We start from the raw sequence: 23,146 nt of genomic DNA on the forward strand, positions 1-23,146 counted from the left end.
GCTATCCATTCACAGTGAACTTTTGCTAAATACAAAAAAGTAGCAGTGGATTTCTGCTACTTTTACTACGATTATGTAGTATGATACCATTGGCTTTATTGCTCCATTTGTTTACCTAGGAAATTAGCTGCCGTTTCTGCTACTTTAGCTTCCAAATCTCCCATTGCTCTATTGGCATCCTTTGATAACAATATTACGGAGCCAATTGGATCTCCTTGTGTGATGATTGGAACAATTACTTGAGATGTATACCGTTTCTCTTCTCCTTCATCTGCTGCTAAAGCACAGGTTTTTTCCTTTTCATTAATGACTAAGTTTTTCTTGTCTTCCATGACCTTCTCTAAACTTTTACTTACTCTTTTTTCTAAATATTCTTTTTTAGATCCGCCTGCCACAGCGATGATGGTATCTCGATCAGTAATAACAGCTGTGTGACCCAACGCATCATAGAGGGACTCAGAATACTCACTTGCGAACTCAGTTAACTCTCCTATTGGTGAGTATTTTTTCAGAATAACTTCGCCTTCTCTATCAGTAAAGATTTCTAGTGGGTCTCCTTCTCTTATACGAAGCGTTCGCCTTATTTCCTTCGGAATCACAACTCTACCTAAATCGTCAATTCGTCTAACTATGCCTGTTGCTTTCAATTGCGTTCCCTCCTACTATACTTATTGTGAACTGGTCATTGTACACTTATTATTTTACTCATGTGTGTTTTTTATACATGAATGGAAATTTTTCTAAACCTATAGCAATACTTAGAAATGTTGAGTTTACAGTAATTTCCTCGTTTATATAATCTTTAATCATAAACAGTTTAAATTTTTTTAAATTTTGTTCCTTTAAATAATTATAACAACACCATCTGTTTTTTCTACAATTTTTCTTAACAATAAAATAGAGGCATGATCAATGCCTCCATCTTACTATTGGATATTCTCCATGTTTTTTTCAATTTTCTTTTCTTTTTTAATGGACTCAATTTTTTCATTGATTCCGTCTTCTATAAGCTTTCCTCTGATTTCTTCCTTTACGTCTTCAAAAGACTTTTGCTCACTCTTCTTGTCTACTACCTTAATAATATGATAGCCAAACTCCGTCTTCACCAGTTCACTAATTTCTCCTGGTTGTAAACTAAAGGACGTTTCTTCGAACTCAGGAACCATCATTCCTCTTCCAAAGTATCCCAAGTCTCCTCCCTGCTGTGCAGAACCGGGATCCTCTGAAAACTCAGTAGCAAGCTTTGCAAAATCTTCTCCATTCTTTACCCGTTTCAGTACTTCATTCGCTGTCTCTTCTGCCTTTTTCACTTGATCCGCTGGCAATGGTTTTCTTTGATCATCTACAGTTTTAAACAAGATATGGGATGCCTTCACTTGAACATCCTTATAAGCATCAATATTTTTATTATAGTAATCCTCTAGCTTTTTATCGTCTAACCCTAGTTCCTTTTCTGCTTCTTCTCTAAACGTCTTTACATATAGTTCTGTTCTGATTTGATCCTTAATAAAGCTTTCGTCAATCTTATTTTCTTCGAAAAACTTCTTAATTTCCGCCTGTTGCTCAGTTTTCTGCTGATAATCCGCATATTGTTTTTCAATTTCAGCTTCATCAATAGCGATTTTGTTTTCTTCCATATACTGAATGATTACTTCATCACTAATCATTTTGTCTAATACATTTTCCTGTACTGCCTGAAGGAATGTTTTGCCGCCCACATCTATGCTCCAAATTTCCGTACCATAAACACCCTCATAATTCTTCTTGAAAATAATAAGGTTTTTATTATATTGCTCCTGACTAATTATTTCACTATCTACCTTTGCCACTGCTTTCCCAGTGCCTCCACCTACATTACCACTTTGGCAGCCTGATACAATCAATGCTACAACCATTAGTAAAACAAGTGTTACAATTCTTGCTCTATTTCTCATTTACTTTACACATCCTCTCCCATTACTTCCTTGGTTATTTCCTAATTTTAATTATATATGAAATCAATTCCTATGAAAACCACTAATTTTTTCTAGAAACTCCCTTATTTCCTTTAGTTTACCTTCTTGAGACTTGCACTTCAAACGAATATAAGGGGTCACGCTTCCATGAATTTGTACCCTCTCCCCATAGGCATCAATCATTCCTGCGATCATCTCCGGTCGGATTCTTCCGCCATCATCAAATTGGAATTTGACAAAGGTATCTCCTTCGATAATAGATATCATACCTAGCTGCTGGGCCATGGATTTTATATAAGATATCGATATAAGATTTTGTACCGATCCTGGAATTTCTCCAAATCGATCCTCAATTTCTTCTTCTATATCTAAGGCATCTTGCTTTCCTCTCAAGGAAGCAATCTTCTTATAGACCTCCAGCTTGTGGTTTTCATTGGGGATATACGCTTCAGGTATAAAGGCATTGACACTGATTTCTATGGTTGTTTCCACTGCTCTTGTGACCTCTTCACCCTTCATCTCCCGGATGGTATCCTCCAAGAGTTTACAGTACAGGTCATAACCAATGGTAGCCATATGTCCATGCTGTTCTCCCCCAATCAGGTTTCCAGCACCTCGAATTTCTAAATCCCGCATGGCGATCTTGAACCCAGATCCGAATTCCGTAAACTCTTTGATCGCCTTTAGACGCTTCTCTGCCACTTCTGTAAGCACCTTATCTTTTTGATAGGTAAGATAGGCATAGGCCAGGCGATTGGTTCTCCCTACCCGTCCACGCAGCTGATATAACTGAGACAGCCCCATCTTATCGGCATCATGGATTACGATGGTATTTACATTGGAGATATCCAGACCTGTTTCAATGATTGTTGTGCACACCAGTACATCAAAATCTCCATTCATGAAATCAATCATAACATTTTCTAATTCCCGTTCACCCATTTGTCCGTGGCCTACGGAAATTCTTGCCTCAGGCAGGAGCTTGCGAAGCCTATTTGCCATTTGCTGTATTCCCTTTACCCGATTAAATACAAAATACACTTGTCCACCCCGATGTAACTCTCGGATGATTGCCTCTCGAATCATTTCATCATTGTGTTCCATCACATATGTCTGTATCGGATACCTCTCCTCCGGCGGGTCTTCAATGATACTCATATCCCGCAGACCAATCAATGACATATGAAGGGTTCTTGGAATAGGGGTAGCCGTTAACGTGAGGACATCCACATGCTTTTTCAACTGTTTCAGCGCCTCCTTATGCTTGACACCAAATCTCTGCTCCTCATCGATGATCAACAACCCTAGATCCTTAAATTGTACATCCTTTGATATGAGTCGATGGGTTCCTACAACGATATCTAAATTTCCTTGTCTCAATTTTTCAATGATCTCATCCTGCTGTCCATCGGTACGAAATCTACTCAGCATGTCAATGGAAATTGGAAAGTCTGAGAATCGCTGTATCAAAGTATTATAGTGCTGCTGTGCCAATATGGTGGTGGGCACCAAGATGGCGGCCTGCTTCCCTTCCATCACACACTTAAATGCAGCGCGAATGGCCACTTCTGTCTTACCATACCCCACATCTCCACAAAGGAGCCGATCCATAGGTATATGATGTTCCATATCTTTTTTGATCTCACTGATACATTTTAACTGGTCAGGGGTTTCCTCATAGGGAAATGCGTCCTCAAACTGACTTTGCCATTGGGTATCATGGGAAAATGCATGACCTCTGGTCATCTGCCGCTCGGCATAGAGGGCCAATAGGTCCTTTGCCATATCTTCAATGGCTCCTTTTACCTTTGCCTTTGCTTTTTTCCATTCTACGCCCCCGAGCTTGTTGAGCTTGGGAGATGCCCCATCAGATCCAATATACTTTTGTACCAAGTCCATTTGCTCAATCGGTACATACAAAGACCCCCCATCGGAGTATTTTATATGGAGATAATCTTTCTTTGCCCCCTGGACTTTTAACTGTTCAATTCCTACATATTGTCCGATTCCGTGATTCTCATGAACCACATAGTCTCCAAGATTTAAATCCATAAAAGATTTAATAGGCCGTGCATCTTTCTTTTTAGAAGGAGCTTTTTTCTTTTTTACCGTACCAAAAATCTCTTGTTCCGTTACTACCAACAATCGATTGCTGTGATATTCAAAGCCTTTTGCAAGGCTTCTCTGAAGGATAAAAGTCTGCCCCGAAAGGATTTCTTGATTCTCGTCCTGTATAATACTTACTTCTACCTGATGATTTCGTAAAACACCCTCTAAATATTTTGCCCGCTCCATGGTGCCACATAAGAGAATTGTTTTATACCCCTTATATTTCCACCGTTTTACCTCTTCAACAAAGATATCCATCTTTCCATGGAATGATTGTGCCATCCTTGAGGAAAAGTTAATGATACTTTTCGGCGGAAAATCGGAATTATTTTTTGGAAGACTTGTCATGGTAAATACTTGTCTTCCTTGGAGTATGCCAAGAATTTCATCATAACGGAATAAAAGATTCCCTTGGCTAGGTAAAACTTCACCTTTTTCTAATTTGTCCTTATAGGTCTCTTCGAACTCTTTGTATACGAGATCAGCCTTTTCTCTGACCCTTGATGGCTCATCTACAAAAATCAATGCATCCTCTGCCAAATAATCTACAAAGGAAAAGGTTTTTTCATAGAAATAGCCAATATAGTTCTCCCATCCTTTACCTACATAGCTATTCTCAATTTCTTCAATCACCTTACATATATTTTCTTCTAAATGCTCTCTTATTTTACCCTTAATCTTTTTAGGCAGATGTTTTCTTTCTTCTTGTAACCGAATGATCGCTGCCTTCTTTCTTTCTTGATCAACGATCATCTCCTGGGCAGGCCCAACAAATACGGTTTTCACTTTTTCAATGGACAATTGACTTTCTAGATCAAAGCTGCGTATTGAATCCACTTCATCATCAAAAAGCTCAATGCGATAGGGCACATCAGAGGCTATAGGAAAGAAATCCAGAATTCCCCCTCGTAGGGCAAATTGTCCTTTGGCCTCTACAAGGTCCATACGCTCATAACCTAAAGTGATAAATTTCTCAATCACTTCGTCTACGACGATGGTCTCTCCATAATTGATGGAAAAAGAATATACTTCAAATATACCCTTAGGTACCAATCTTGTTAATAAACTCTCCACCGAAGCAACTACCACAGCGTTTTTATGTTCGCTTACCCCCATCATTACTCGGATACGTTCTTCTGTTGTTTGATGACTGGCAGCATCCACATGGTAGAGTATTACCTCACTGGAAGGATACAGATAATTCCCTGTTTCTAAAAAGCATTTTAAATCATCGTAAATCTTTCTTGCCTGTAGTTCATTATAGGTTAAAATAAGACTTTGTCGATTTTCAATTTGATTCAAAGCAGAAATGATATGAGGAATTTGGGCATCTACCAAACCATGAATAGCTGATGGATTTAGACCTTTCTCTACACTGTGTCTCAATGCGCCAAATTCCTTTAAGCTTTTTAATGATTCTATGAAAATATGTGCGGTCAATCTATCTTCACCCCTCTATCTGCTGCAACACCGCTAGCCCAGGTTTTCCAAACCTGGGCATAGTCTAATTCCTTTTACTGGTTTAACCATTATACTTATTCATGGCTGCGTTGACACCTTCTGTAATCATCACTTCCACAGCCGCTGCTGCATTTCCAATGGTAATCGCCATTTCCTCTTGATCTTCCTTTCCAAATCTGCCTAGCACGTGGCTTGATAAATCACCTTTTTGGGGCTTCCCAACACCAATTCGTACTCTGGGAAACTGATCACTCTGAATTTCATAGATAATGGACCTCATGCCATTATGGGTACCTGCACTTCCTTTACTTCGGATCCTCAGCTTGCCCGGATCTACATCGATATCATCATAGACCACGATGATTTGTTCAGGATTTAGCTTATAAAAATTTTGTATTTCTAACACGCTGTGCCCGCTGAGATTCATATAGGTTTGTGGTTTAACAAGAAGCACCTTCTTGTTGCCAATAAATCCTTCTCCAATCAAGCCCTTAAATTTTACTTTATTCACAGGAATATTATGCTTTTCTGATAGATAATCTATGACATCAAAGCCTACGTTATGCCTCGTTCCAGCATATTGCTTCCCCGGATTTCCTAGTCCAACGATGACAAACATCTATTACACCCTTTCTGTATATGCAATCATCCACTATTATACCACAATTATAGCAACTTCATAATAACAAAGATGCACACCAAAGTGTGCATAGGTTAAGGCTGAGGTTAAGGTTAAAACCCATAGGAGCGATCAGTGATCGCCCTTACCAACCTCAGCCTTAACCTCAACCTAAAAAATAGCCGAGATTCTCGGCTATTTTTATTAGATCTTAAACTTATTTAATTCATTACTCAATTGGCTTGCCAGCTCATTGAGCTTATCGGCAGCCCTTGCTACTTCTTCCACTGCAGAAGTCTGCTGCTGCATAGAAGCACTTACTTCTTCCGATGAAGCTGCAGTTTCTTCTGATACCGCTGAAATATTTTCGATGGCAGCTACGATATTTTGTCCATCTTTGTTCATGTCAGCTGCATACTGATTGATCACTTCGATCTTATTTCCAATAACATCAATGGACTTAGATATTTCTTCAAAGGACTTATTTACATTGCCTACAGCCTGTCCTTGCTCTTTGTTTCTTTCCTTTACTTCTTCCATAATGCCTACAGTAGATTTGGTATGATTCTGTATGCTTAATACAATTCCCTTAATCTCATCGGCAGACTTGCCGGATTGCTCCGCCAGCTTACGGATTTCATCGGCAACTACGGCAAAGCCTCTACCCGCATCCCCTGCCCGTGCTGCCTCAATGGCCGCATTTAATGCCAATAGATTTGTCTGCTCAGCAATACTGCTGATGGTATCCAAGATACTTCCGATATGTTGAGACTCGTTATCCAGTTCAGCAACAGCTTCCACAATACGCTGCGTCGCTTGATTGTTCAATCGCGTTTTATCTTTTAATACATCTACAGCCTGTACACCGTTTACGTTGGCATCCATCACTTCAGTAGATACTTTCATCATCTCATCGGTGCCAGCTGCCAGCTTCCCAAACTTATCTGCCAGGTTAGACACGAGGATAGATCCTTTTTCTGCCTCAGAAGCTTGCTCTGTAGCACCCTTTGCAATTTCTTCTACCGTTCTTGATACTTCCTCTGCAGAAGCGCTGGTTTCTTCAGAAGTTGCTGCTAAGGTCTCCGCCGCCTCTGTTACTTCAAGGGATACCTGTCTTACTTGGGACACAAGGCCTTTTAGGCCTTCTGCCATGACGTTAAAGCTATTGGCCAGCATGCCTACTTCGTCCTTTGATTTCACATGACAACGAACGGTGAAATCTCCGTCCTTCATTTTCTCCATATCCTTTGCCAATGCCCCTAATGGCTTAGAAATACTATTGGCGATCAACAACGATATGACTACAGCTACCACTAAGGCCAAAAGACCCATCATTAAACTTGTATTTAACAGTGAACTATATTGGGTAGAAATTTCTTTTATGTACATATTGGCTAAAATTCGCCAGCCAACCCTCTCCATGCTTGTAAACACGCCAAACTTTTCTTCGTTTACGCCTTTTTCTTCAAAAACATAATCCATTGTACCCGCTTTTTCTTTGCTAATCGCTTCCGCAATTTCTGGTACGGGAATCGGCTTTCCAATCAATTCAGGGTTAGGATGGGTCATTAGATTTCCTGTTTTGTCAATAAGCACGACATATCCTGCCTGACCAATTTTTATACTATTGATTAGATTGGACAATTGTTCCAAAGAGATATCCAAAGCCATAACGCCTACAAATGCATTGTTATGTCTGCTGTCATATACGGGTTGTGCAACGGAAATAATTACTTTTCCTGTACCTACATCTACATAGGGATCTGTCCATGCGATGCCATTCTTTTTCATTGCATCCTGATACCAAGGTCTGGATGTAGGATCATAGTCCGCAGGCAAGTCTGTCTCTGGATATAAAAACATCTGCTTGTCATGGGTACCAATATATACATTTAATACATCAGGATGGGTCTTGGCAAAATTCTCAAATCCAGCCATCATCCATTGAGCAGAATCTGGATAGGACAATACCTGCTCCACATTGGCATCTTTTGATAATAAATCTAGGTTTTCTTCTAATCCCTCAAGATATAAGTCCGTAGAATGGTTCACTTCATTAACGAGGGATTGGGTACTGCCCTTTAGATTGTCTTTCATTAAATCCACAGACTCTAAGAATGTCGCAATCCCTAATGCAGCCATGGGTAGTGTGATCAGCAATATAAAACTGACCATTAGTTTAAATCGAATTCCTCTTTTCATAGCAAGCCTCCTTTGATATGATAAAAATATAATGCCTGTAACATATTTCGACATATTTTGTTATTTAAATTATATGTAAATTTTGTAAATAATGCAATAAGTTATAAATTTCACAACAAAATAGCGTAAAAAAAGATGGGTTTCCCCATCTTTTTTAGTCAAACAGCTTGCTTACAGATAAGTTTTCGTAAATTCTACGAATGGCCTCTGCGAAAACAGGGGCAACTGATAAGCTTGTGATGTTTTTCAATTTTTTCTCCTCCGGCAGAGGAATGGTATCTAATACAACCAACTCTTTGATAACGGATCCTTCAATCCTCTCCAGGGCTGGCCCTGAGAGTACAGGATGGGTACAACAAGCATAAACTTCGTTCGCGCCAAAATCCTTCAATGCTTTTGCACCTTGTGTAAGCGTTCCTGCTGTATCTACCATATCATCAACAAGGATTACATTTTTTCCTTCGATTTCTCCAATGATATTCATAACCTCAGATACATTGGCTTGAGGTCTTCTTTTATCGATGATGGCAAGAGGCGCATCTAGCAAGTTAGCAAAATTCCTAGCTCTGGTTACACTTCCAAGGTCTGGCGATACTACAACAAGATCTTCTAATCCCATTTTCTTAAAATATTCCGCTAAAATCGGTACTCCAAGCAAATGATCTACAGGGATGTTAAAATATCCTTGAATTTGCGCCGCATGTAAGTCCATGGTTAATACTCTGTCTGCCCCTGCCGCAGTAATAATATCTGCCACTAGCTTTGCAGTGATCGGATCTCTGGCTTTTGCCTTTCTATCCTGTCTAGCATATCCGTAATATGGCACCACCGCTGTAATTCTTCCTGCTGACGCTCTCTTTAGGGCATCAATCATAATCAATAGTTCCATTAGATGTCTATTTACTGGCACATAGGTTGACTGTACCACAAACACATCAGCACCTCTAACGGTTTCCTTGATATTTACAGCGATCTCACCATCACTAAAGGATCCTACTTCTGCTTCCCCTAGCTTTACGTCCATCTCCTGGCATATCCTCAACGCCAAATCCTGACTGGCATTTCCAGCAAACACCTTTATCGTTTGTCCATTAATGTTCATGTGTATCCTCCTTAGGTTTCCTTTATTTCATAAGTCCTTTTCGCGCTACCCAGCCAAGTTTATTCTCTTGCTTTGCCCTTGCCACCGAGAGAGCACCTTCCGGAACCTCTTTGGTAATGGTAGATCCTGTGGCAATATATCCATATTTTCTTACGGTTACAGGCCCGACTAAATTAACATTACTTCCCACAAATGCATGATCCTCTACAATAGACTTATGCTTATGCTTTCCATCATAATTTACGAAAACAACGCCGCATCCAATATTCACATGCTTACCCACTTCCCCATCGCCTACATATGCTAAATGAGAAGCCTTTGAGTAATCTCCTATGGTAGAATTCTTTACTTCCACGAAATCCCCAATTTTCACATGTTTCCCAAGTCTGCTGTTGGGTCTCAGATAAGCGTAAGGGCCTATTTGACATGCATCATCCACAAAGCTCTCCACAATGGTAGAACTCTGAATCTCCACTTCATTGTTGATTACTGAGTCTACAATGCGGGTGTTATGTCCAATGATACAGCCTTCTCCGATCTCTGTCTTTCCTTTTAAAATTACACCTGGGTACAGGATCGTATCTCTGCCAACCTTTATCCCTTTATCCACATAGACCTGCTGAGGGTCTATCATCGTTACGCCATTCTCCATTAATTCTCTAAGTACTCGATTTCTCATGACGGCTTCAGCTTCTGCCAGCTGTACTCTGGAGTTAACCCCAGCAATTTCGGTCTTATCCGATACCCCATAGGCTCCTACCTTATGACCTGCCTGATTCAATATTTCCACCACATCAGTTATATAGTACTCTTTCTGCACATTGTCATTGGTAAGCTTCTTCAATGCTTCCTTTAACAGCCTCCCATTGTAACAATACATCCCTGAATTGATCTCTTTAATTTTCTTTTCATCCTCAGTGGCATCTTTCTGCTCCACAATCCTCTCCACAGAACCATTCTGGCCCCTTACAATCCTTCCATATCCAGTAGGATCTTCAAATTGTGCAGTTAAAACTGTCGCTGCATAATTACCTTGTTTATGATATTGGATTAATTCCTCAATCGTTTCTGTTCGTATTAACGGAGTGTCCCCATATAGCAGAAGTACATCGCCTTCATCCTCTATATGATCAGCCGCCTGCATTACGGCATGTCCCGTACCTAGCTGTTCTCTCTGCCAAACAAACTGCACATTTCTATGGTCAATGGCTTTTTCCACCAATTCTCCTCCATGGCCGATAACCACGATGGTACGATCCACACCATTTTCCTCTGCAACATCAATGACATGCTCCACCATAGGTTTGCTAGATACCTCGTGAATTACCTTGGGAAGCTTTGATTTCATCCTGGTTCCTGTACCTGCTGCTAATATCACAGCAGTCATTTTACCCATCTGCGCCACTCCTTATTATCATGATTTTATTTCATTTATAGTATTACACCAATCCATACAGATATTTTGGTAAACTTTTTCCCGTTTTTTAGTATACCATTTTTTTTAAAAAACAAAAAGGGAATTGAATATTTTTCTAAAAAGCAAAACCTCCTTAGGGAGATTGCCTAAAAGTTTAAGCAATTTCTCTAAGGAGGTCTTGAATACCGAAATTGATAACAGGGGCATATCCATACAGAAGCAAAAATACTTATTCTTCATCCTGTACATCTTTGACCTGTTCATACTGAGAGAGGATAGCATCTTGTAACCTCGTTCTCATTTCAGAATTAATTGGATGGGCGATGTCTCTAAAATCTCCTTCTCCCATCTTTCGACTTGGCATGGCAATAAATAGTCCGTTTTGTCCTTCGATGATTTTTATGTCATGTACTACAAATTCGTTGTCAAAAGTTACTGATACTATTGCCTTCATCTTGCCTTCATCATTTATCTTTCGAATCATGTGAAAATTTACAATTTTTCATAATATTTGTTTTCGTTTAATAATCAGTCTTTAGATTCATTCTAGATTAACCTTTCATTTGGGAAGATACATATCTCTTGTTGAATCGGATCTACTCTATCCAATATCAGCAAAGGAATATAGTCTTCCACAAGCTTTTCTTTTGGTTCCTTGGTGGCAATCATCACGCCGATTCCCTTCACATTACCTTCAAATTCTTTGATGATATCTACCATCCCTTTAGCAGTTCCCCCTGCTTTCATAAAATCATCAATAATAATTACATTGGCCCCGTGTTTTATGGCTCTTTTGGAGACAGACATGGTTTGAATCTTACCGGTTGAACCTGATACATAATTGATACTTACAGTGGATCCTTCCGTTACCTTGCTGTCTCTTCTCAAAATAATCAGTGGTACATTTAATGCATGGGCCGTCATCATAGCAATGGGAATTCCTTTGGTCTCTACCGTTACAACATAGTCAATGCCTTCTCCCACAAACTGGGTTGCAAATATTTCCCCCATTTTTTTTACAAGAGAAGGGTTATAGATAATATCTGCCATGTATAGAAAAGCACCTGGAATGATTCTGCTGGGGTCAGCAAGTTTACTGCTTAATTCCTCTAAAAAATCTTTTCCGCGGTCTCTGCTAACCATCGGTACATACTTTACACCGCCAGCTGCACCGGCTATGGTTTCAATTTTTCCAAGCTGCAGGTCTTCCATAAGTTTTTTGGCTACAACAATATCCTCGCTGATTGTTGACTTTGCTGCATGAAATTGGTTGGTAAAAAAACTAAGGGTGAAAATTTCGTTGGGATAGTCCGATAAGATTTTAATCAACGCACCGATTCTTTCATTTCTTTTTAATTTCATCTATGTTCCGCTCCATTCCGAATATTAAAGTTATTGTATATAATTTTATTCGCTTTTGCCAAATTATTCAATATTTTTTTCTATTGTTCCAAAATCTTTATTCCATGTTATGGAAACACTAGAAGCATATTTTTCTTAGCATGAAAATATAATAGTGTGATATAATTTCCCTAACGTTCTTTTCAAAGTTTTTCATTTTTTGCCTATACATTCCCTAAAACTTTGTCAATAATACAAAAACAAAGGCATTCATGCTTTAGATTGTATAAAATTGCTTTTGTTTATCATATTTTATTCATCTTCATAATGGAGGAGAGACGATGATGCAAATAGATTTAACGGACCAAGGAATAAAGCATGTTCACTTTATCGGCATTGGCGGAATCAGCATGAGTGCCATTGCAGAGCTCCTACTAAGCTTTAACTACAGGATTTCTGGTTCAGATATGCATGCTTCCAAAATTACAGATAAGCTTCGTGATAAAGGTGCCGACATACATATTGGACATAGCAGTGATAATGTTCCCGTTTGTGATCTCGTGGTTTATACTGCGGCAGTAAAAAGTGATAATCCTGAATTAAAGAGGGCTGGAGAACTGGGTATTCCTGTGATTGATCGAGCAGAAATGCTAGGTTTACTGATGAAAAAGTTCTCTAACAGCATTGCAATTTCAGGTACTCACGGAAAAACGACCACCACTTCCATGGTCTCTCTTATATTGGAGCACAGTGGTTTTCATCCCACAATTCTGGTTGGGGGAGAGTTGGATGAAATCGGTGGCAATATTAAAATAGGTGAGAGTGATTATCTCGTTACTGAAGCCTGTGAATATGTAGAGAGCTTTCTTAAATTTTTCCCTACCCTAGGTATTATTTTAAACATAGAAGCAGACCACTTAGATTATTTTAGAAATTTAGATCATATTATAGAAGCTTTTACAAAATTCGCCCGTTTAATTCCCAGGGAAGGTCACCTAGTTGCCTTTAAAGATGACGCGAATATTCGTGCCCTGCTGCCCCATGTGACTTGTAACATTGTTACCTGCGGGATAAAAGAAGAAAGTGATTATATGGTTCGCGATATTGGATATAACCATCTAGGTTTTCCTTATTTCGATGTGTATCTTCACAACAAGCTTCTAGGCCATTTTCAGTTAAATGTACCTGGATATCATAACATTTGTAATGCTTTAGCTTCCATTGCTGCTACCCATACCTTAGGCGCACCTGTTGAAAAAATCCACGAAAGGCTGGGTATTTTTAAAGGTACCCATAGAAGATTTGATGTTCTGGGTGTTGTGAACGAAAGAACGATTGTGGACGATTATGCCCATCACCCTACAGAAATACAGGCGACCCTTCAGGCCGCTGCAAATTATCCCCACAATAAGATTTGGTGTGTTTTTCAGTCTCACACCTATACAAGAACAAAATCCCTATTAAATGATTTTGCCATTTCTTTCTCCGGTGCAGATAAAGTGATTGTGGCTGATATCTATGCAGCACGAGAAAAAGATACTGGTGAGATCCATGCCAGAGATCTGGTTCAAGCCATCGGTGAACACCATCACGATGTCTCTTATATCGGCGGATTTTCAGACATTGTAGATTATCTTTCCAACCATACCCAGCCGGGTGATTTGATATTAACCATGGGCGCAGGAGACATATACCGAGTAGGTGAAATGCTCCTAAAAGAAATGACATTAAAAACAGGTTAGAATATTCTAACCTGTTTCTTTATTTCATATATAGAATTCTAATAGACACCTATGGTACTTCTGATGGCTTCATCAATTCGCTGCGCATAATAGTATCTTCCTTCGAAGGCGATATAATCATTGTATATATATACTACCTTATTTTTACCACCAATCTCAAAGGTGAGCATAAAAACCAGAGGTAATTGCTGTTCCATATCCACAATTTCTTTAGGCTTCCCACGTAAAATTGTACGCGCTACGGCTCTATGATAATATTGATCGTCCTCAAGGTCGTACATATCCTTGTGATCATCTATGGTAATACGCTTTGCTCCCAGAAGGCTTTTCAAATCTGTCGACGCCGCTTTCAATTGTACTGGATATTTCTTCAGGATAAAATCCCATAGTTTTCTATCATACTGATAATATGCAAATTGGTTTTGCGAATCCACAGTTAATATTTCCTTATTCATTAAATGGATATTATATGTCTGTTGACTTGTTTTTATTTGTATCCTATAGTCAGGATATTCTGCCAGTGCAAATGCTGCTTCCCCTTCATTGATGGGCGTTGTTAGGAAAATCTGATTCATAAAGGGCTCAACATCCTCCTGGTCCACATCCCAACGATATCCCTCGTCGTCTGCAATCACTGTGATGCTTTCTGGATTTGCAAAAAGATCACTTTCTTGATACTTGCCCATATATATGGCTTCAATCCACGTTTCCAGTTCTTCTATATACTGGGCTTCCCCTTGGAAGGCAAGCCTGTTTCCGCTCATATCTTCTATAAAAATATAGGGACTTCCTATTTTTATTTTCATATTATTGTTTTTTACGTGCAAAATATAATCATACTGTTCATCATCACGGTAATCTCTAATCTTCTCTAATTCCAAATCCCTTAAAATGTCAATGATTTCTTCTCCATCTTCCTCATTTAATTCAATCATGTCATCAGACCCATTGTAGCTTTCTACAAAAATATCCTTCGCACCATCAAGCATCTCTTTTAATTCAATTTCCTTGGAACCCTTAGATACAGGTTTCCCGGCAATGCTTGTTTCCAAAGGCAGATTGGTTATGTTCTTATTTAGGATCTGTTTATTCAGAATCAACCTATATGTAATACCGCCACTTACTATCATTAAAAAAACAATAAAAAGCCATATGGTCGAAACCTTTTTCATATTGCTGCGCATCCATACTCACCTCAGTTGTTCAAATATCCTTATGTTAAGCCCACTTTCTATTATTTATGTGCGTTTTTTAGCATAAATATAGACAAGTTGTAAAGAATATTTGCTATTCTAATGGTATTTCTGTTTACTTCTATATATTCAACACTATTTTTATTTTCCCTTTTTCCTTCATTTAAAATAATATCATGGTAATATTTTGCATGTTTTTCATCGAAAGAAGCGACGGAGGCCCATCGCTTCTATTCAGTCACCTCAGTTTTATACATTTCCGTTACCAGCGCTTTGGCTGCATCCAAATCATGAAGAAAATATGAGACACCTTTTTCTGTTGCCTTCCCTGGAAGTCCATGGGTTTCAACATTCTGCAATGACATCCCTACTGCATCTCCTGCCAATACTAATATCTCAGACAATGACATATCTGTCTTTACATATTTAAATACCGTATTTGCTACCACAGGCAGACGAAAACTAAGCACTTTTCCCATGGATGCTTTCATAAACTGCTGTTGAGCCCGTATTCTTCCGAGATCTCCATCTGGATAGCCACTCCTAAATCTCAAAAAATGCACCGCATTTTTTCCTTTCAACACCTGGGTTCCTTTAGGAATGTTGATATGGAGCGGTGGGTTATCATAGGGGTCATCGTACACCATATCAAAAGGCACATTGACTTTTACCCCCCCTAAGGAGTCTATGATTCGTTCCACTCCAGAATAGGTTACTTTCACATAATGATGTACTGGGATCCCTCCCAACAGTTCACTGACTGCTTCCATGGTTCCTTCTGCCCCTGAATCACCATAAACAGCATTTAACTTTTTCTTATCCGCTGTATTATACCCTTTGCGAGGGTAATATGTATCTCTCGGTATCGATATCAAATCCACCTTCTTCGCTTTAGGATCAAAGCTTGCCAAAACGATGGTATCAGACCTTGGGCCTTCCATCCCTAACAGAAGTACATTCACACGTTTGCTTTCCTCGATCAGCTTTTCCAACTCACTTTTCTCGACTTCTGGCTCTTCGGCCTCTACAGTATCTATGATTTCCAGATTGGAACTGTTTGCCTCTGTCAGCTCACTTTGCTCAGAAGATGGTGCATAGAATTTTGAATAGCTCCATAGTCCTGCTCCCATAGCTAAAGCAAAACTTACAAAAGCAATGGCAAAGATTTTTAGAAAAGCTTTCATAGTTGACTCCTTTCAAGACAATTTCATGATATTTTTTCATTATGCACTTCAATAAACGCCCATAAAAATTTCTACCCTTTTATTCTATCATATTCATTCTATGATCCATTTTAAGTTTATGTTACATTAAATCCAGAATTATCTAACAAGATTTTTATAAGGGCAGATTAAGGTTAAGGCTAAGGTTAAGGAAAATCGTAAGAGCACTCATAGTTCTTACAACCTTAACCTCAACCTTAGCCTTGTTTTTAATCATGATCTCGATCTATGCGTATGTGAAGAACCCTCTGCCAGTCTTTCTGCCCAATAGATTTCCTCTTACCATTTTTCTAAGCAGTGGATGGGGTCTATATTTACTATCACTGAACTCGTGGTACAAGACCTCCATGATGGCCAAGCACACATCATTACCAATCAAATCTGCCAGGGCCAAAGGTCCAATCGGGTGATTGGCACCCAGCTTCATCGCTTCGTCAATATCTTCTGCCTTTGCAACACCATCTGCTAAAATTCCTACGGCCTCATTGATCATAGGCACAAGAATTCTATTTACAACAAATCCTGGCGCTTCTTCTACCTCTACAGGGGTTTTTCCTACATTTTGGCACAATTCAAGAATTTCATTTTTTGTATTCTCTGAGGTCGTTAAACCTTTGATTACTTCGATGAGCTTCATGACAGGTACAGGGTTAAAAAAGTGCATACCGATCACGCGATCTGGTCTATTTGTTGCTGATGCAATTTCTGTAATAGACAAAGAAGATGTATTGGTTGCCAAAATTGCCTCAGGCTTACATACCTGATCAATCTCTGCAAAGATTTTCTTTTTCAGTTCCATATTCTCTGTGGCTGCCTCGATCACAATGTCACAAATTGCCAGCCCCTGTACGTCTGCCGTTCCTTCAATTCGTTTTAAGATTGTATTTTTCTCTTCTTCGGTCATTTTACCCTTTTGAATACTGCGATCAAAGTTCTTTGCAATACCGCCTAGTCCTCGATCCACAAATTCCTCTTTTATATCTCTTAGAACCACTTCGTATCCACTTTGAGCCAAGACTTGGGCAATTCCTGCCCCCATGGTTCCTGCACCAATAACACCAATTTTTTTCATATCTTATGACCTCCTCATTTATATCAGCTTTACTTTCCTTGGAAGTTTGGTTTTCTTTTTTGTAGGAATGCTGCCATTCCTTCTTTTTGATCCTCGGTTGCAAAGCATAGACCGAATAAATCCGCCTCAATTTGCACCCCGGTATCCATGTCAACTTCCTTACCTCTATTCATGGCAATTTTTGCATATATCACAGCCAATTGTGCTTTAGATGCAATCTTGTGGGAAATCTCCAATGCTTCTTTCATTAACATTTCATGGGATACTACCTTATTAACAAGTCCTGCCTTTTCAGCTTCACTTGCAGCGTAAACATCCCCTGTAAATATCCACTCTTTCGCCTTACTTAACCCAATAAGCCGCGTAAGCCTCTGGGTTCCAGAAAAGCCCGGTGTAATCCCCAGTCCTACTTCTGGTTGTCCAAATTTTGCCTTTTCACTGGCAATCCGAATGTCACAGCTCATGGCTAGCTCGCACCCTCCGCCTAGGGCAAAACCATTAACTGCTGCAATCGTAGGTTTTTCCAGCAGTTCAAGTTTCCGAAAGACCCGTTGGCCCAAAACGCCAAATTTTCTCCCTTCCTCCGCTGTAAGACTGCTCATTTCACCAATATCAGCCCCAGCCACAAAGGCTTTTCCTTCACCTGTAAAAATAATCACATCTACCTGATTATCATTGGCCAATTCCTCGATCACTCCGTCCAGCTCCACAAGCATTTCTGTGTTCAAAGCATTCAAAGCCTCTGGCCGATTGAAGTGAACGATCGCAATTCTTTCTTCCTTTGACAATCTAATCGTTTTTCTTTCCATTCATATCTCACCTCAGTTTAATAAATCAATAATACACCCCTTTTACCTTTCAACCTTTGAACCGAAATTCCTTCTCTCTGGATATAAAAAAATAAAATAAGGTGTTTACAACCATTTTATATTGTATCCATCTGCATATATTTTTTATCTATCGGTAACACTCTAAATGAATTGAATACAGGAGGTGTTTATATGATAAAAATCGGACATCCAGCACCGACGTTTACTGTACCTAGTACAGCAGGAGAAATCACATTATCTGATTATAAGGGGAAATGGGTTCTCTTATTCTTTTACCCCCTAGATTTCACACCAGTGTGAGGCACCGAAGTACCGGAGTTTAACAAGACGCTCAAATATTTTGAGCAGTTAAACACGGTGGTATTGGGGGCCAATACCGATAGTGTACCCACCCATCATGCATGGGCGCAGCATCTTGGCGGTGTAAATTTCCCACTGCTTGCAGATTATGACAAAGCCCTGTCTAAAACCTATGGCGTACTCGCTGATGAAGCAGGGGGAATTGCTTTGAGAGGTGTATTCATCATTGACCCTGAAGGCAATCTCCAATACCAGCTTATACAAAATCTTTCTGTAGGCAGAAATGTAAAAGAATTTGTTCGTGTATTAAAAGCCCTTCAAACAGGAAAAGCCTGCCCAGCCAACTGGGAAGAAGGCATGTCTACATTGACATAGCAGAGAAGCTCTCTGCTATGTTTTTTATTCAACAGGAAAGTTTTACTTTCCTATTGAATAAAAAATCAGGGGTGCAGGGGAAGTATTCCCCGCCGTATTCAGAGGGGTGCTCAGGCTGCCTTGCAGCCGTCGAAGGGGAACTAGGTTCCCCTAGCGAAGCAGCTTTGCTGCTTTTTTATATACTTCTAGTGCATCATGGCTTCGAGCCAAAATCCAATAATCATCATCATAATTCCCATAAGAGCAGGCCCAATTCCCTCAGCACCTCGCTGTGGATTCTTACGTTGATCACCTTCACGAACCATATCCATTCGCATCTTTGGCGTACCGATAAGCAGGGCTATAGATATAACCATGGTAATACTTCCACCTATAAGAACAAAAATGTAAGCGCCTTTCAGCATAGGCCAAGCCTTCATCAAAGAAAAAAGGCCTCCTATAACTGCAAATAAGATAGCAAATACAATACCTTTCAATAGAGAAATGCCTATGTCTTTTAGAAATTTCATTTTCCTCCATCCTCCTTAAAATCTTTACTATTCAAAATCATAGGGCTCAAAGCGATACAACTGCCCAGTCATATTCTCTGTCACCCGATCTGGCGGTACCTTTTCAGTAAATTGAGATACAGGTCTTACATAAAAGCTCCGATCCCCATATAGAGTCTGGTAATAGACCATCATTTCCCCTGTTTCTGTATGTACTGCTAACCCATGGACATAATAGAATTTCCCCTTCCAATGTCTATAGACCCTGTTCACTTCAAGGGCTTCCATATCCTTGTCGCTTTCCTTCATATTTTATCCACCTTTCTATATATTCCATCATCCATCAAAACCTGAACTTCTATACCCTATTTATATTTAACTTCATGTCCTCTGTATATAATTTATCATATTTGTCCATTCTTGGAATAATAATCTGGCGGAGGTGTTTATTTTGATCCATCAAATTCATTTCCGAAGAGAGCCCTTCCTATTTATTCTAGCCCTATGTCTCGGTTGTGTCTATTCTAATAATCGTCAAAAGTGGTGGTAGAAATCTTTTCTATGTATAAAGAAAAACCCCAGCGTGTGTAACTGGGATTTTTCCTTTGTACATAGAATAGCAATATTGGATTTTATACTATTTAGAGATTAAATTCTCTCGCTACGATCTCGATGGCTTTTTGCTTGTCCTTGGTATCAATAACATAGGAGATTCTGATTTCCGATGTAGTAACTTGCTTAAAAGCAATATCATTGTCAGCAAAAATTTTGAACATTTTTGCAGCCACGCCAGACTGACTTCTCATCCCGATTCCAACCACTGAAAGCTTTGTGATATCCTTTTCGATCTCTACTTCGACGCCATGAAACTCCTGTATGATTCGGTCCATAATACCTTGGATAATATCTTCGTCATTTTTCGGGGCTGTAAAGGATACATTCACCAATCCATGGGATGGTGCTGTCTGGCTGATCATATCAATATTTACGTCCATTTTCGCTAATTCTTGGAAAATATTAGATATATTTTTTACTTCATAGGGAACATGGTTGATGGTTACCATTAAATCCTTATCACTCACAGATAAACCTGTAATCGCTTTGCTTTCCATTGTCACATCATACTCCTTTATATAAGTTCCTGGCCAATCCTCACTGCTTAAGGCCACATATATGGGTACATTATATTTTTGTCCGATTTCCACAGACCTGGTTTCCATAACCCCAGCGCCAAGGCTTGCCATTTCCAACATTTCCTCATAGCTGATGACATCCAGCTTTCTTGCCGTTGGAAACAATCTTGGGTCTACGGTATAAATGCCATCCACATCCGTATATATTTCACAGGTACATTCTAGTTTTGCAGCCAGAGCTACCGCTGTAGTATCAGATCCACCCCTGCCCAATGTGGTAATATCACCATTCTCGTTAATTCCCTGAAATCCTGCCACTACCACAATTTTACCTTCTGATACATATTGTTTTACCCTATCTATTTCGATATCTTGTATCCTGGCTTTTGTGTGAAATCCTTCTGTCATAATACCAGCCTGAAACCCTGTAAGGGAGATGGATTCATAACCCATTTCATTTAATGCAATGGACAACAAGGAAATAGATACCTGCTCGCCTGTTGACATGAGCATGTCTAACTCTCTTCTGCTAGGTGCATCAGACAGTTCCTTCGCCATATCAATCAACATATCAGTGGTTTTTCCCATGGCTGAGACTACCACCACCACGCCATCTCCTTTATCCTTCCTTGCAGCCAAACGTTTTGCCACATTTCTAATCTTATCAATGGTGCCTACAGATGTTCCTCCATATTTTTGTACAACGATCGCCATTTCCTCATCCTCCTAATACGTTAAATCATTTCTTATGATATCGTCATAGGTTTCCCTCTTAACGATTAATCTTGCCCTTCCATCCATCACCATTACAACAGCTGGTTTTGGAATTCTGTTATAGTTACTAGCCATAGTATAGTTATACGCCCCTGTACTTGCTACGCATAGCAGGTCTCCTCCCTGGGCCTTGGCTAACTCAATGTCATGGATCAAAATATCTCCAGACTCACAGCATTTGCCTGCAACAGTCACCTTTTCTTTCTCCGTATTTTTCATTTTGTTGGCAATAGCGGCTTCATATACTGCATCATATAGGGCAGTTCTTGGATTATCTGTCATTCCCCCGTTGACGAAAATATATTTTTTACCCCCGTAGGTTTCTTTAACAGCCCCAATGTTATAAAGGGTACAGCCTGCATTGCCTACAATGGCTCTTCCAGGCTCAATCATCACCTTAGGTACTTTAATTCCCACCTCTTCACAGTCTAACTGAATCATTTCCAGCATCTTTGGCAAGCAACTCTCCACTTTTACTGGTTCATCATCATTGGCATAATAGATTCCAAAGCCTCCTCCAATATTGAGGGCGGCTGTTTCATATCCTGTCTTCTCTTTTATTTGCTGTAAAAATGCAATCATCACCTTGGCTGCTCCATAAAAGGACTTCTCGTCAAATATCTGAGATCCGATGTGACAATGGAATCCCTGAACCTGCAAATGTTCCGATGCCAAGGCAAATGTCAGCATATCATAGATTTTATGATCGTATATGGATTCCCCAAACTTTGAATCGTGATGAGCCGTTTGAATAAACGCATGGGTATGGGCCTCTATACCAGGATTTACACGAAATAAAACGCTGATTTTCTGTTTTTTTTCTGTTGTCAGCCTATCAAGTAATCGAAGCTCATGGAAATTATCCACGATCACTGTACCTACGCCATATGCTAAGGCCATCCCCAGCTCATCTTCTGTTTTATTATTCCCATGAAAAAATATATTGTTCATAGGGAAGCCTGCCTTCATAGCAGTATATAGTTCTCCTCCCGAAACCACATCTAAACCCAGGCCCTCTTCATGGATTAAAGTACACATGGCTATATTTAAAAATGCTTTCGATGCATAGATTACCTGGGTATCCATGCCTTCCTTTACAAATGCATTTCTATATTTTCTGCAATTTTCTCTGATCAAAGCTTCATCCATCACATATAACGGTGTACCGAAATCTTCTGCCAATAACGTTGTACTGCAGCCGCCTATCTCTAGTGTATTCGCCTCATTTATCCTCATCGTTCCAAACAGTTTCATATTATTGCCTCCTCTTTTGCCCAATCTATCATAATATGCCCTAGTATCCTTATATCTTTCCAAGAGTATTTTTATACATTTTAGACAATAAAAAGACAGTCAAAGAGTAAAAGAGATACTCCTGACTGTCTTGATTCCAGCAGAATATAACACTTTCACCCCTTGTGAAGTAGCGCATCACTGATAAACTGGGTTATCTATCAGCGACAGTGCTATATTTATTCAATATAGCCCCAATACCTTTCCCATGGGATCTAGGACTTCCTTCGTCTCCCCCACAATACTCTTTATTCATCGCGACCTCTAAGACACAATTCTTAGGTATATTTATTTATTTTTATGTATCTTAACATAGACCATGAATTGTGTCAACAGTCTTTTCCGAAACATCTGTTAGCAGACGTATGACAGATTGTTATGAAAATATCAATATTTATTAATAGGCGTACATATTTATACATGTTATCATGCTATTATTGCCTTTTCCAGCCCTCTACAGCTCTGTTCTCGCTATTTTTCGCCATTTTTCGCCATTTCTATCTTTGAGATTTCTTTC

General features: G+C 39.4%; 19 protein-coding genes and 1 riboswitch. Of the genes, 2 read left to right on the forward strand and 17 right to left on the reverse strand.

The genetic code is table 11. From position 1 onward, the window contains the following. Positions 1-95: 95 nt before the first annotated feature. From spoVT to purR, 9 genes are all read right to left on the reverse strand, one after another. The gene (spoVT, locus tag K0R93_RS16105; RefSeq protein ID WP_300303332.1) at positions 96-647 is read right to left on the reverse strand and encodes a stage V sporulation protein T; all 552 of its coding nucleotides are present in this window, start codon (positions 645-647) and stop codon (positions 96-98) included. 279 nt (positions 648-926) lie between these two features. Continuing rightward, on the reverse strand, positions 927-1,934 hold the full coding sequence (locus tag K0R93_RS16110) for a peptidylprolyl isomerase (protein WP_300303335.1): 1,008 nt from the start codon (positions 1,932-1,934) through the stop codon (positions 927-929). A 63-nt stretch (positions 1,935-1,997) separates the two neighbouring features. Then, positions 1,998-5,504: a transcription-repair coupling factor gene (mfd, locus tag K0R93_RS16115; RefSeq protein ID WP_300303338.1), complete on the reverse strand. Its 3,507-nt coding sequence runs from the start codon at positions 5,502-5,504 to the stop codon at positions 1,998-2,000. Between the two features lie 82 nt (positions 5,505-5,586). Further along, positions 5,587-6,144: an aminoacyl-tRNA hydrolase gene (gene pth / locus K0R93_RS16120; RefSeq protein ID WP_300303341.1), complete on the reverse strand. Its 558-nt coding sequence runs from the start codon at positions 6,142-6,144 to the stop codon at positions 5,587-5,589. A 204-nt stretch (positions 6,145-6,348) separates the two neighbouring features. After that, positions 6,349-8,346 carry a methyl-accepting chemotaxis protein gene (locus K0R93_RS16125; protein WP_300303345.1) on the reverse strand — a complete coding sequence of 666 codons (1,998 nt, stop codon included), beginning with the start codon at positions 8,344-8,346 and terminating at the stop codon, positions 6,349-6,351. Positions 8,347-8,500: 154 nt separating this feature from the next. After that, a complete protein-coding gene (locus K0R93_RS16130) occupies positions 8,501-9,448 on the reverse strand; it encodes a ribose-phosphate diphosphokinase (protein ID WP_300303348.1) in 948 nt (315 codons plus the stop codon). Between the two features lie 22 nt (positions 9,449-9,470). Then, positions 9,471-10,844, reverse strand: a complete 1,374-nt coding sequence (glmU, locus tag K0R93_RS16135; protein ID WP_300303351.1) for a bifunctional UDP-N-acetylglucosamine diphosphorylase/glucosamine-1-phosphate N-acetyltransferase GlmU — start codon at positions 10,842-10,844, stop codon at positions 9,471-9,473. Positions 10,845-11,094: 250 nt separating this feature from the next. Next, complete coding sequence (gene spoVG / locus K0R93_RS16140; RefSeq protein ID WP_300303354.1) at positions 11,095-11,349, reverse strand: septation regulator SpoVG; 255 nt, start codon at positions 11,347-11,349, stop codon at positions 11,095-11,097. Positions 11,350-11,411: 62 nt separating this feature from the next. Continuing rightward, on the reverse strand, positions 11,412-12,227 hold the full coding sequence (purR, locus tag K0R93_RS16145) for a pur operon repressor (RefSeq protein WP_300303357.1): 816 nt from the start codon (positions 12,225-12,227) through the stop codon (positions 11,412-11,414). Positions 12,228-12,547: 320 nt separating this feature from the next. On the opposite strand from purR, the gene murC reads away from it, so the two are divergent. Then, on the forward strand, positions 12,548-13,948 hold the full coding sequence (gene murC, locus K0R93_RS16150) for a UDP-N-acetylmuramate--L-alanine ligase (protein ID WP_300303360.1): 1,401 nt from the start codon (positions 12,548-12,550) through the stop codon (positions 13,946-13,948). Between the two features lie 38 nt (positions 13,949-13,986). Here the strand turns inward: murC and K0R93_RS16155 are convergent, their stop codons facing one another. The 4 genes from K0R93_RS16155 to K0R93_RS16170 all read right to left on the reverse strand — a co-directional run bounded on the left by K0R93_RS16155 (position 13,987) and on the right by K0R93_RS16170 (position 18,245). Next, positions 13,987-15,120, reverse strand: a complete 1,134-nt coding sequence (locus tag K0R93_RS16155) for a hypothetical protein (protein WP_300303363.1) — start codon at positions 15,118-15,120, stop codon at positions 13,987-13,989. A 251-nt stretch (positions 15,121-15,371) separates the two neighbouring features. After that, complete coding sequence (locus K0R93_RS16160) at positions 15,372-16,325, reverse strand: LCP family protein (RefSeq protein WP_300303366.1); 954 nt, start codon at positions 16,323-16,325, stop codon at positions 15,372-15,374. 265 nt (positions 16,326-16,590) lie between these two features. Beyond that, the gene (locus K0R93_RS16165; RefSeq protein ID WP_300303369.1) at positions 16,591-17,436 is read right to left on the reverse strand and encodes a 3-hydroxybutyryl-CoA dehydrogenase; all 846 of its coding nucleotides are present in this window, start codon (positions 17,434-17,436) and stop codon (positions 16,591-16,593) included. 29 nt (positions 17,437-17,465) lie between these two features. Next, positions 17,466-18,245, reverse strand: a complete 780-nt coding sequence (locus tag K0R93_RS16170; protein ID WP_300303373.1) for a short-chain-enoyl-CoA hydratase — start codon at positions 18,243-18,245, stop codon at positions 17,466-17,468. 192 nt (positions 18,246-18,437) lie between these two features. Here K0R93_RS16170 and K0R93_RS16175 point away from each other — a divergent pair, with 192 nt between their 5' ends. Next, positions 18,438-18,941: a peroxiredoxin gene (locus K0R93_RS16175; protein WP_300303376.1), complete on the forward strand. Its 504-nt coding sequence runs from the start codon at positions 18,438-18,440 to the stop codon at positions 18,939-18,941. Between the two features lie 185 nt (positions 18,942-19,126). Here the strand turns inward: K0R93_RS16175 and K0R93_RS16180 are convergent, their stop codons facing one another. The 4 genes from K0R93_RS16180 to lysA form a co-directional block, all read right to left on the reverse strand. Next, complete coding sequence (locus K0R93_RS16180) at positions 19,127-19,450, reverse strand: hypothetical protein (RefSeq protein ID WP_300303379.1); 324 nt, start codon at positions 19,448-19,450, stop codon at positions 19,127-19,129. Positions 19,451-19,477: 27 nt separating this feature from the next. Beyond that, positions 19,478-19,738, reverse strand: a complete 261-nt coding sequence (locus tag K0R93_RS16185; protein WP_300303382.1) for a DUF1653 domain-containing protein — start codon at positions 19,736-19,738, stop codon at positions 19,478-19,480. 332 nt (positions 19,739-20,070) lie between these two features. After that, a complete protein-coding gene (locus K0R93_RS16190; RefSeq protein WP_300303385.1) occupies positions 20,071-21,276 on the reverse strand; it encodes an aspartate kinase in 1,206 nt (401 codons plus the stop codon). Between the two features lie 12 nt (positions 21,277-21,288). Next, complete coding sequence (lysA, locus tag K0R93_RS16195; protein ID WP_300303388.1) at positions 21,289-22,590, reverse strand: diaminopimelate decarboxylase; 1,302 nt, start codon at positions 22,588-22,590, stop codon at positions 21,289-21,291. Positions 22,591-22,752: 162 nt separating this feature from the next. Then, positions 22,753-22,904, reverse strand: a riboswitch (Lysine riboswitch). Positions 22,905-23,146: the final 242 nt, after the last annotated feature.

Origin of the sequence: Anaerosolibacter sp. (assembly GCF_029240175.1) — a bacterium.
Classification (GTDB): domain Bacteria; phylum Bacillota; class Clostridia; order Peptostreptococcales; family Thermotaleaceae; genus Anaerosolibacter.

What these genes read in the sequence shown, in the direction of transcription:
- K0R93_RS16110 (WP_300303335.1), bottom strand. Translation starts at nt 1,934, where the DNA reads ATGAGAAATAGAGCAAGAATTGTAACACTTGTTTTACTAATGGTTGTA.
- pth (WP_300303341.1), bottom strand. Translation starts at nt 6,144, where the DNA reads ATGTTTGTCATCGTTGGACTAGGAAATCCGGGGAAGCAATATGCTGGA.
- K0R93_RS16125 (WP_300303345.1), bottom strand. Translation starts at nt 8,346, where the DNA reads ATGAAAAGAGGAATTCGATTTAAACTAATGGTCAGTTTTATATTGCTG.
- K0R93_RS16130 (WP_300303348.1), bottom strand. Translation starts at nt 9,448, where the DNA reads ATGAACATTAATGGACAAACGATAAAGGTGTTTGCTGGAAATGCCAGT.
- glmU (WP_300303351.1), bottom strand. Translation starts at nt 10,844, where the DNA reads ATGGGTAAAATGACTGCTGTGATATTAGCAGCAGGTACAGGAACCAGG.
- spoVG (WP_300303354.1), bottom strand. Translation starts at nt 11,349, where the DNA reads ATGATTCGAAAGATAAATGATGAAGGCAAGATGAAGGCAATAGTATCA.
- purR (WP_300303357.1), bottom strand. Translation starts at nt 12,227, where the DNA reads ATGAAATTAAAAAGAAATGAAAGAATCGGTGCGTTGATTAAAATCTTA.
- murC (WP_300303360.1), top strand. Translation starts at nt 12,548, where the DNA reads ATGATGCAAATAGATTTAACGGACCAAGGAATAAAGCATGTTCACTTT.
- K0R93_RS16155 (WP_300303363.1), bottom strand. Translation starts at nt 15,120, where the DNA reads ATGAAAAAGGTTTCGACCATATGGCTTTTTATTGTTTTTTTAATGATA.
- K0R93_RS16160 (WP_300303366.1), bottom strand. Translation starts at nt 16,325, where the DNA reads ATGAAAGCTTTTCTAAAAATCTTTGCCATTGCTTTTGTAAGTTTTGCT.
- K0R93_RS16165 (WP_300303369.1), bottom strand. Translation starts at nt 17,436, where the DNA reads ATGAAAAAAATTGGTGTTATTGGTGCAGGAACCATGGGGGCAGGAATT.
- K0R93_RS16170 (WP_300303373.1), bottom strand. Translation starts at nt 18,245, where the DNA reads ATGGAAAGAAAAACGATTAGATTGTCAAAGGAAGAAAGAATTGCGATC.
- K0R93_RS16180 (WP_300303379.1), bottom strand. Translation starts at nt 19,450, where the DNA reads ATGAAATTTCTAAAAGACATAGGCATTTCTCTATTGAAAGGTATTGTA.
- K0R93_RS16185 (WP_300303382.1), bottom strand. Translation starts at nt 19,738, where the DNA reads ATGAAGGAAAGCGACAAGGATATGGAAGCCCTTGAAGTGAACAGGGTC.
- K0R93_RS16190 (WP_300303385.1), bottom strand. Translation starts at nt 21,276, where the DNA reads ATGGCGATCGTTGTACAAAAATATGGAGGAACATCTGTAGGCACCATT.
- lysA (WP_300303388.1), bottom strand. Translation starts at nt 22,590, where the DNA reads ATGAAACTGTTTGGAACGATGAGGATAAATGAGGCGAATACACTAGAG.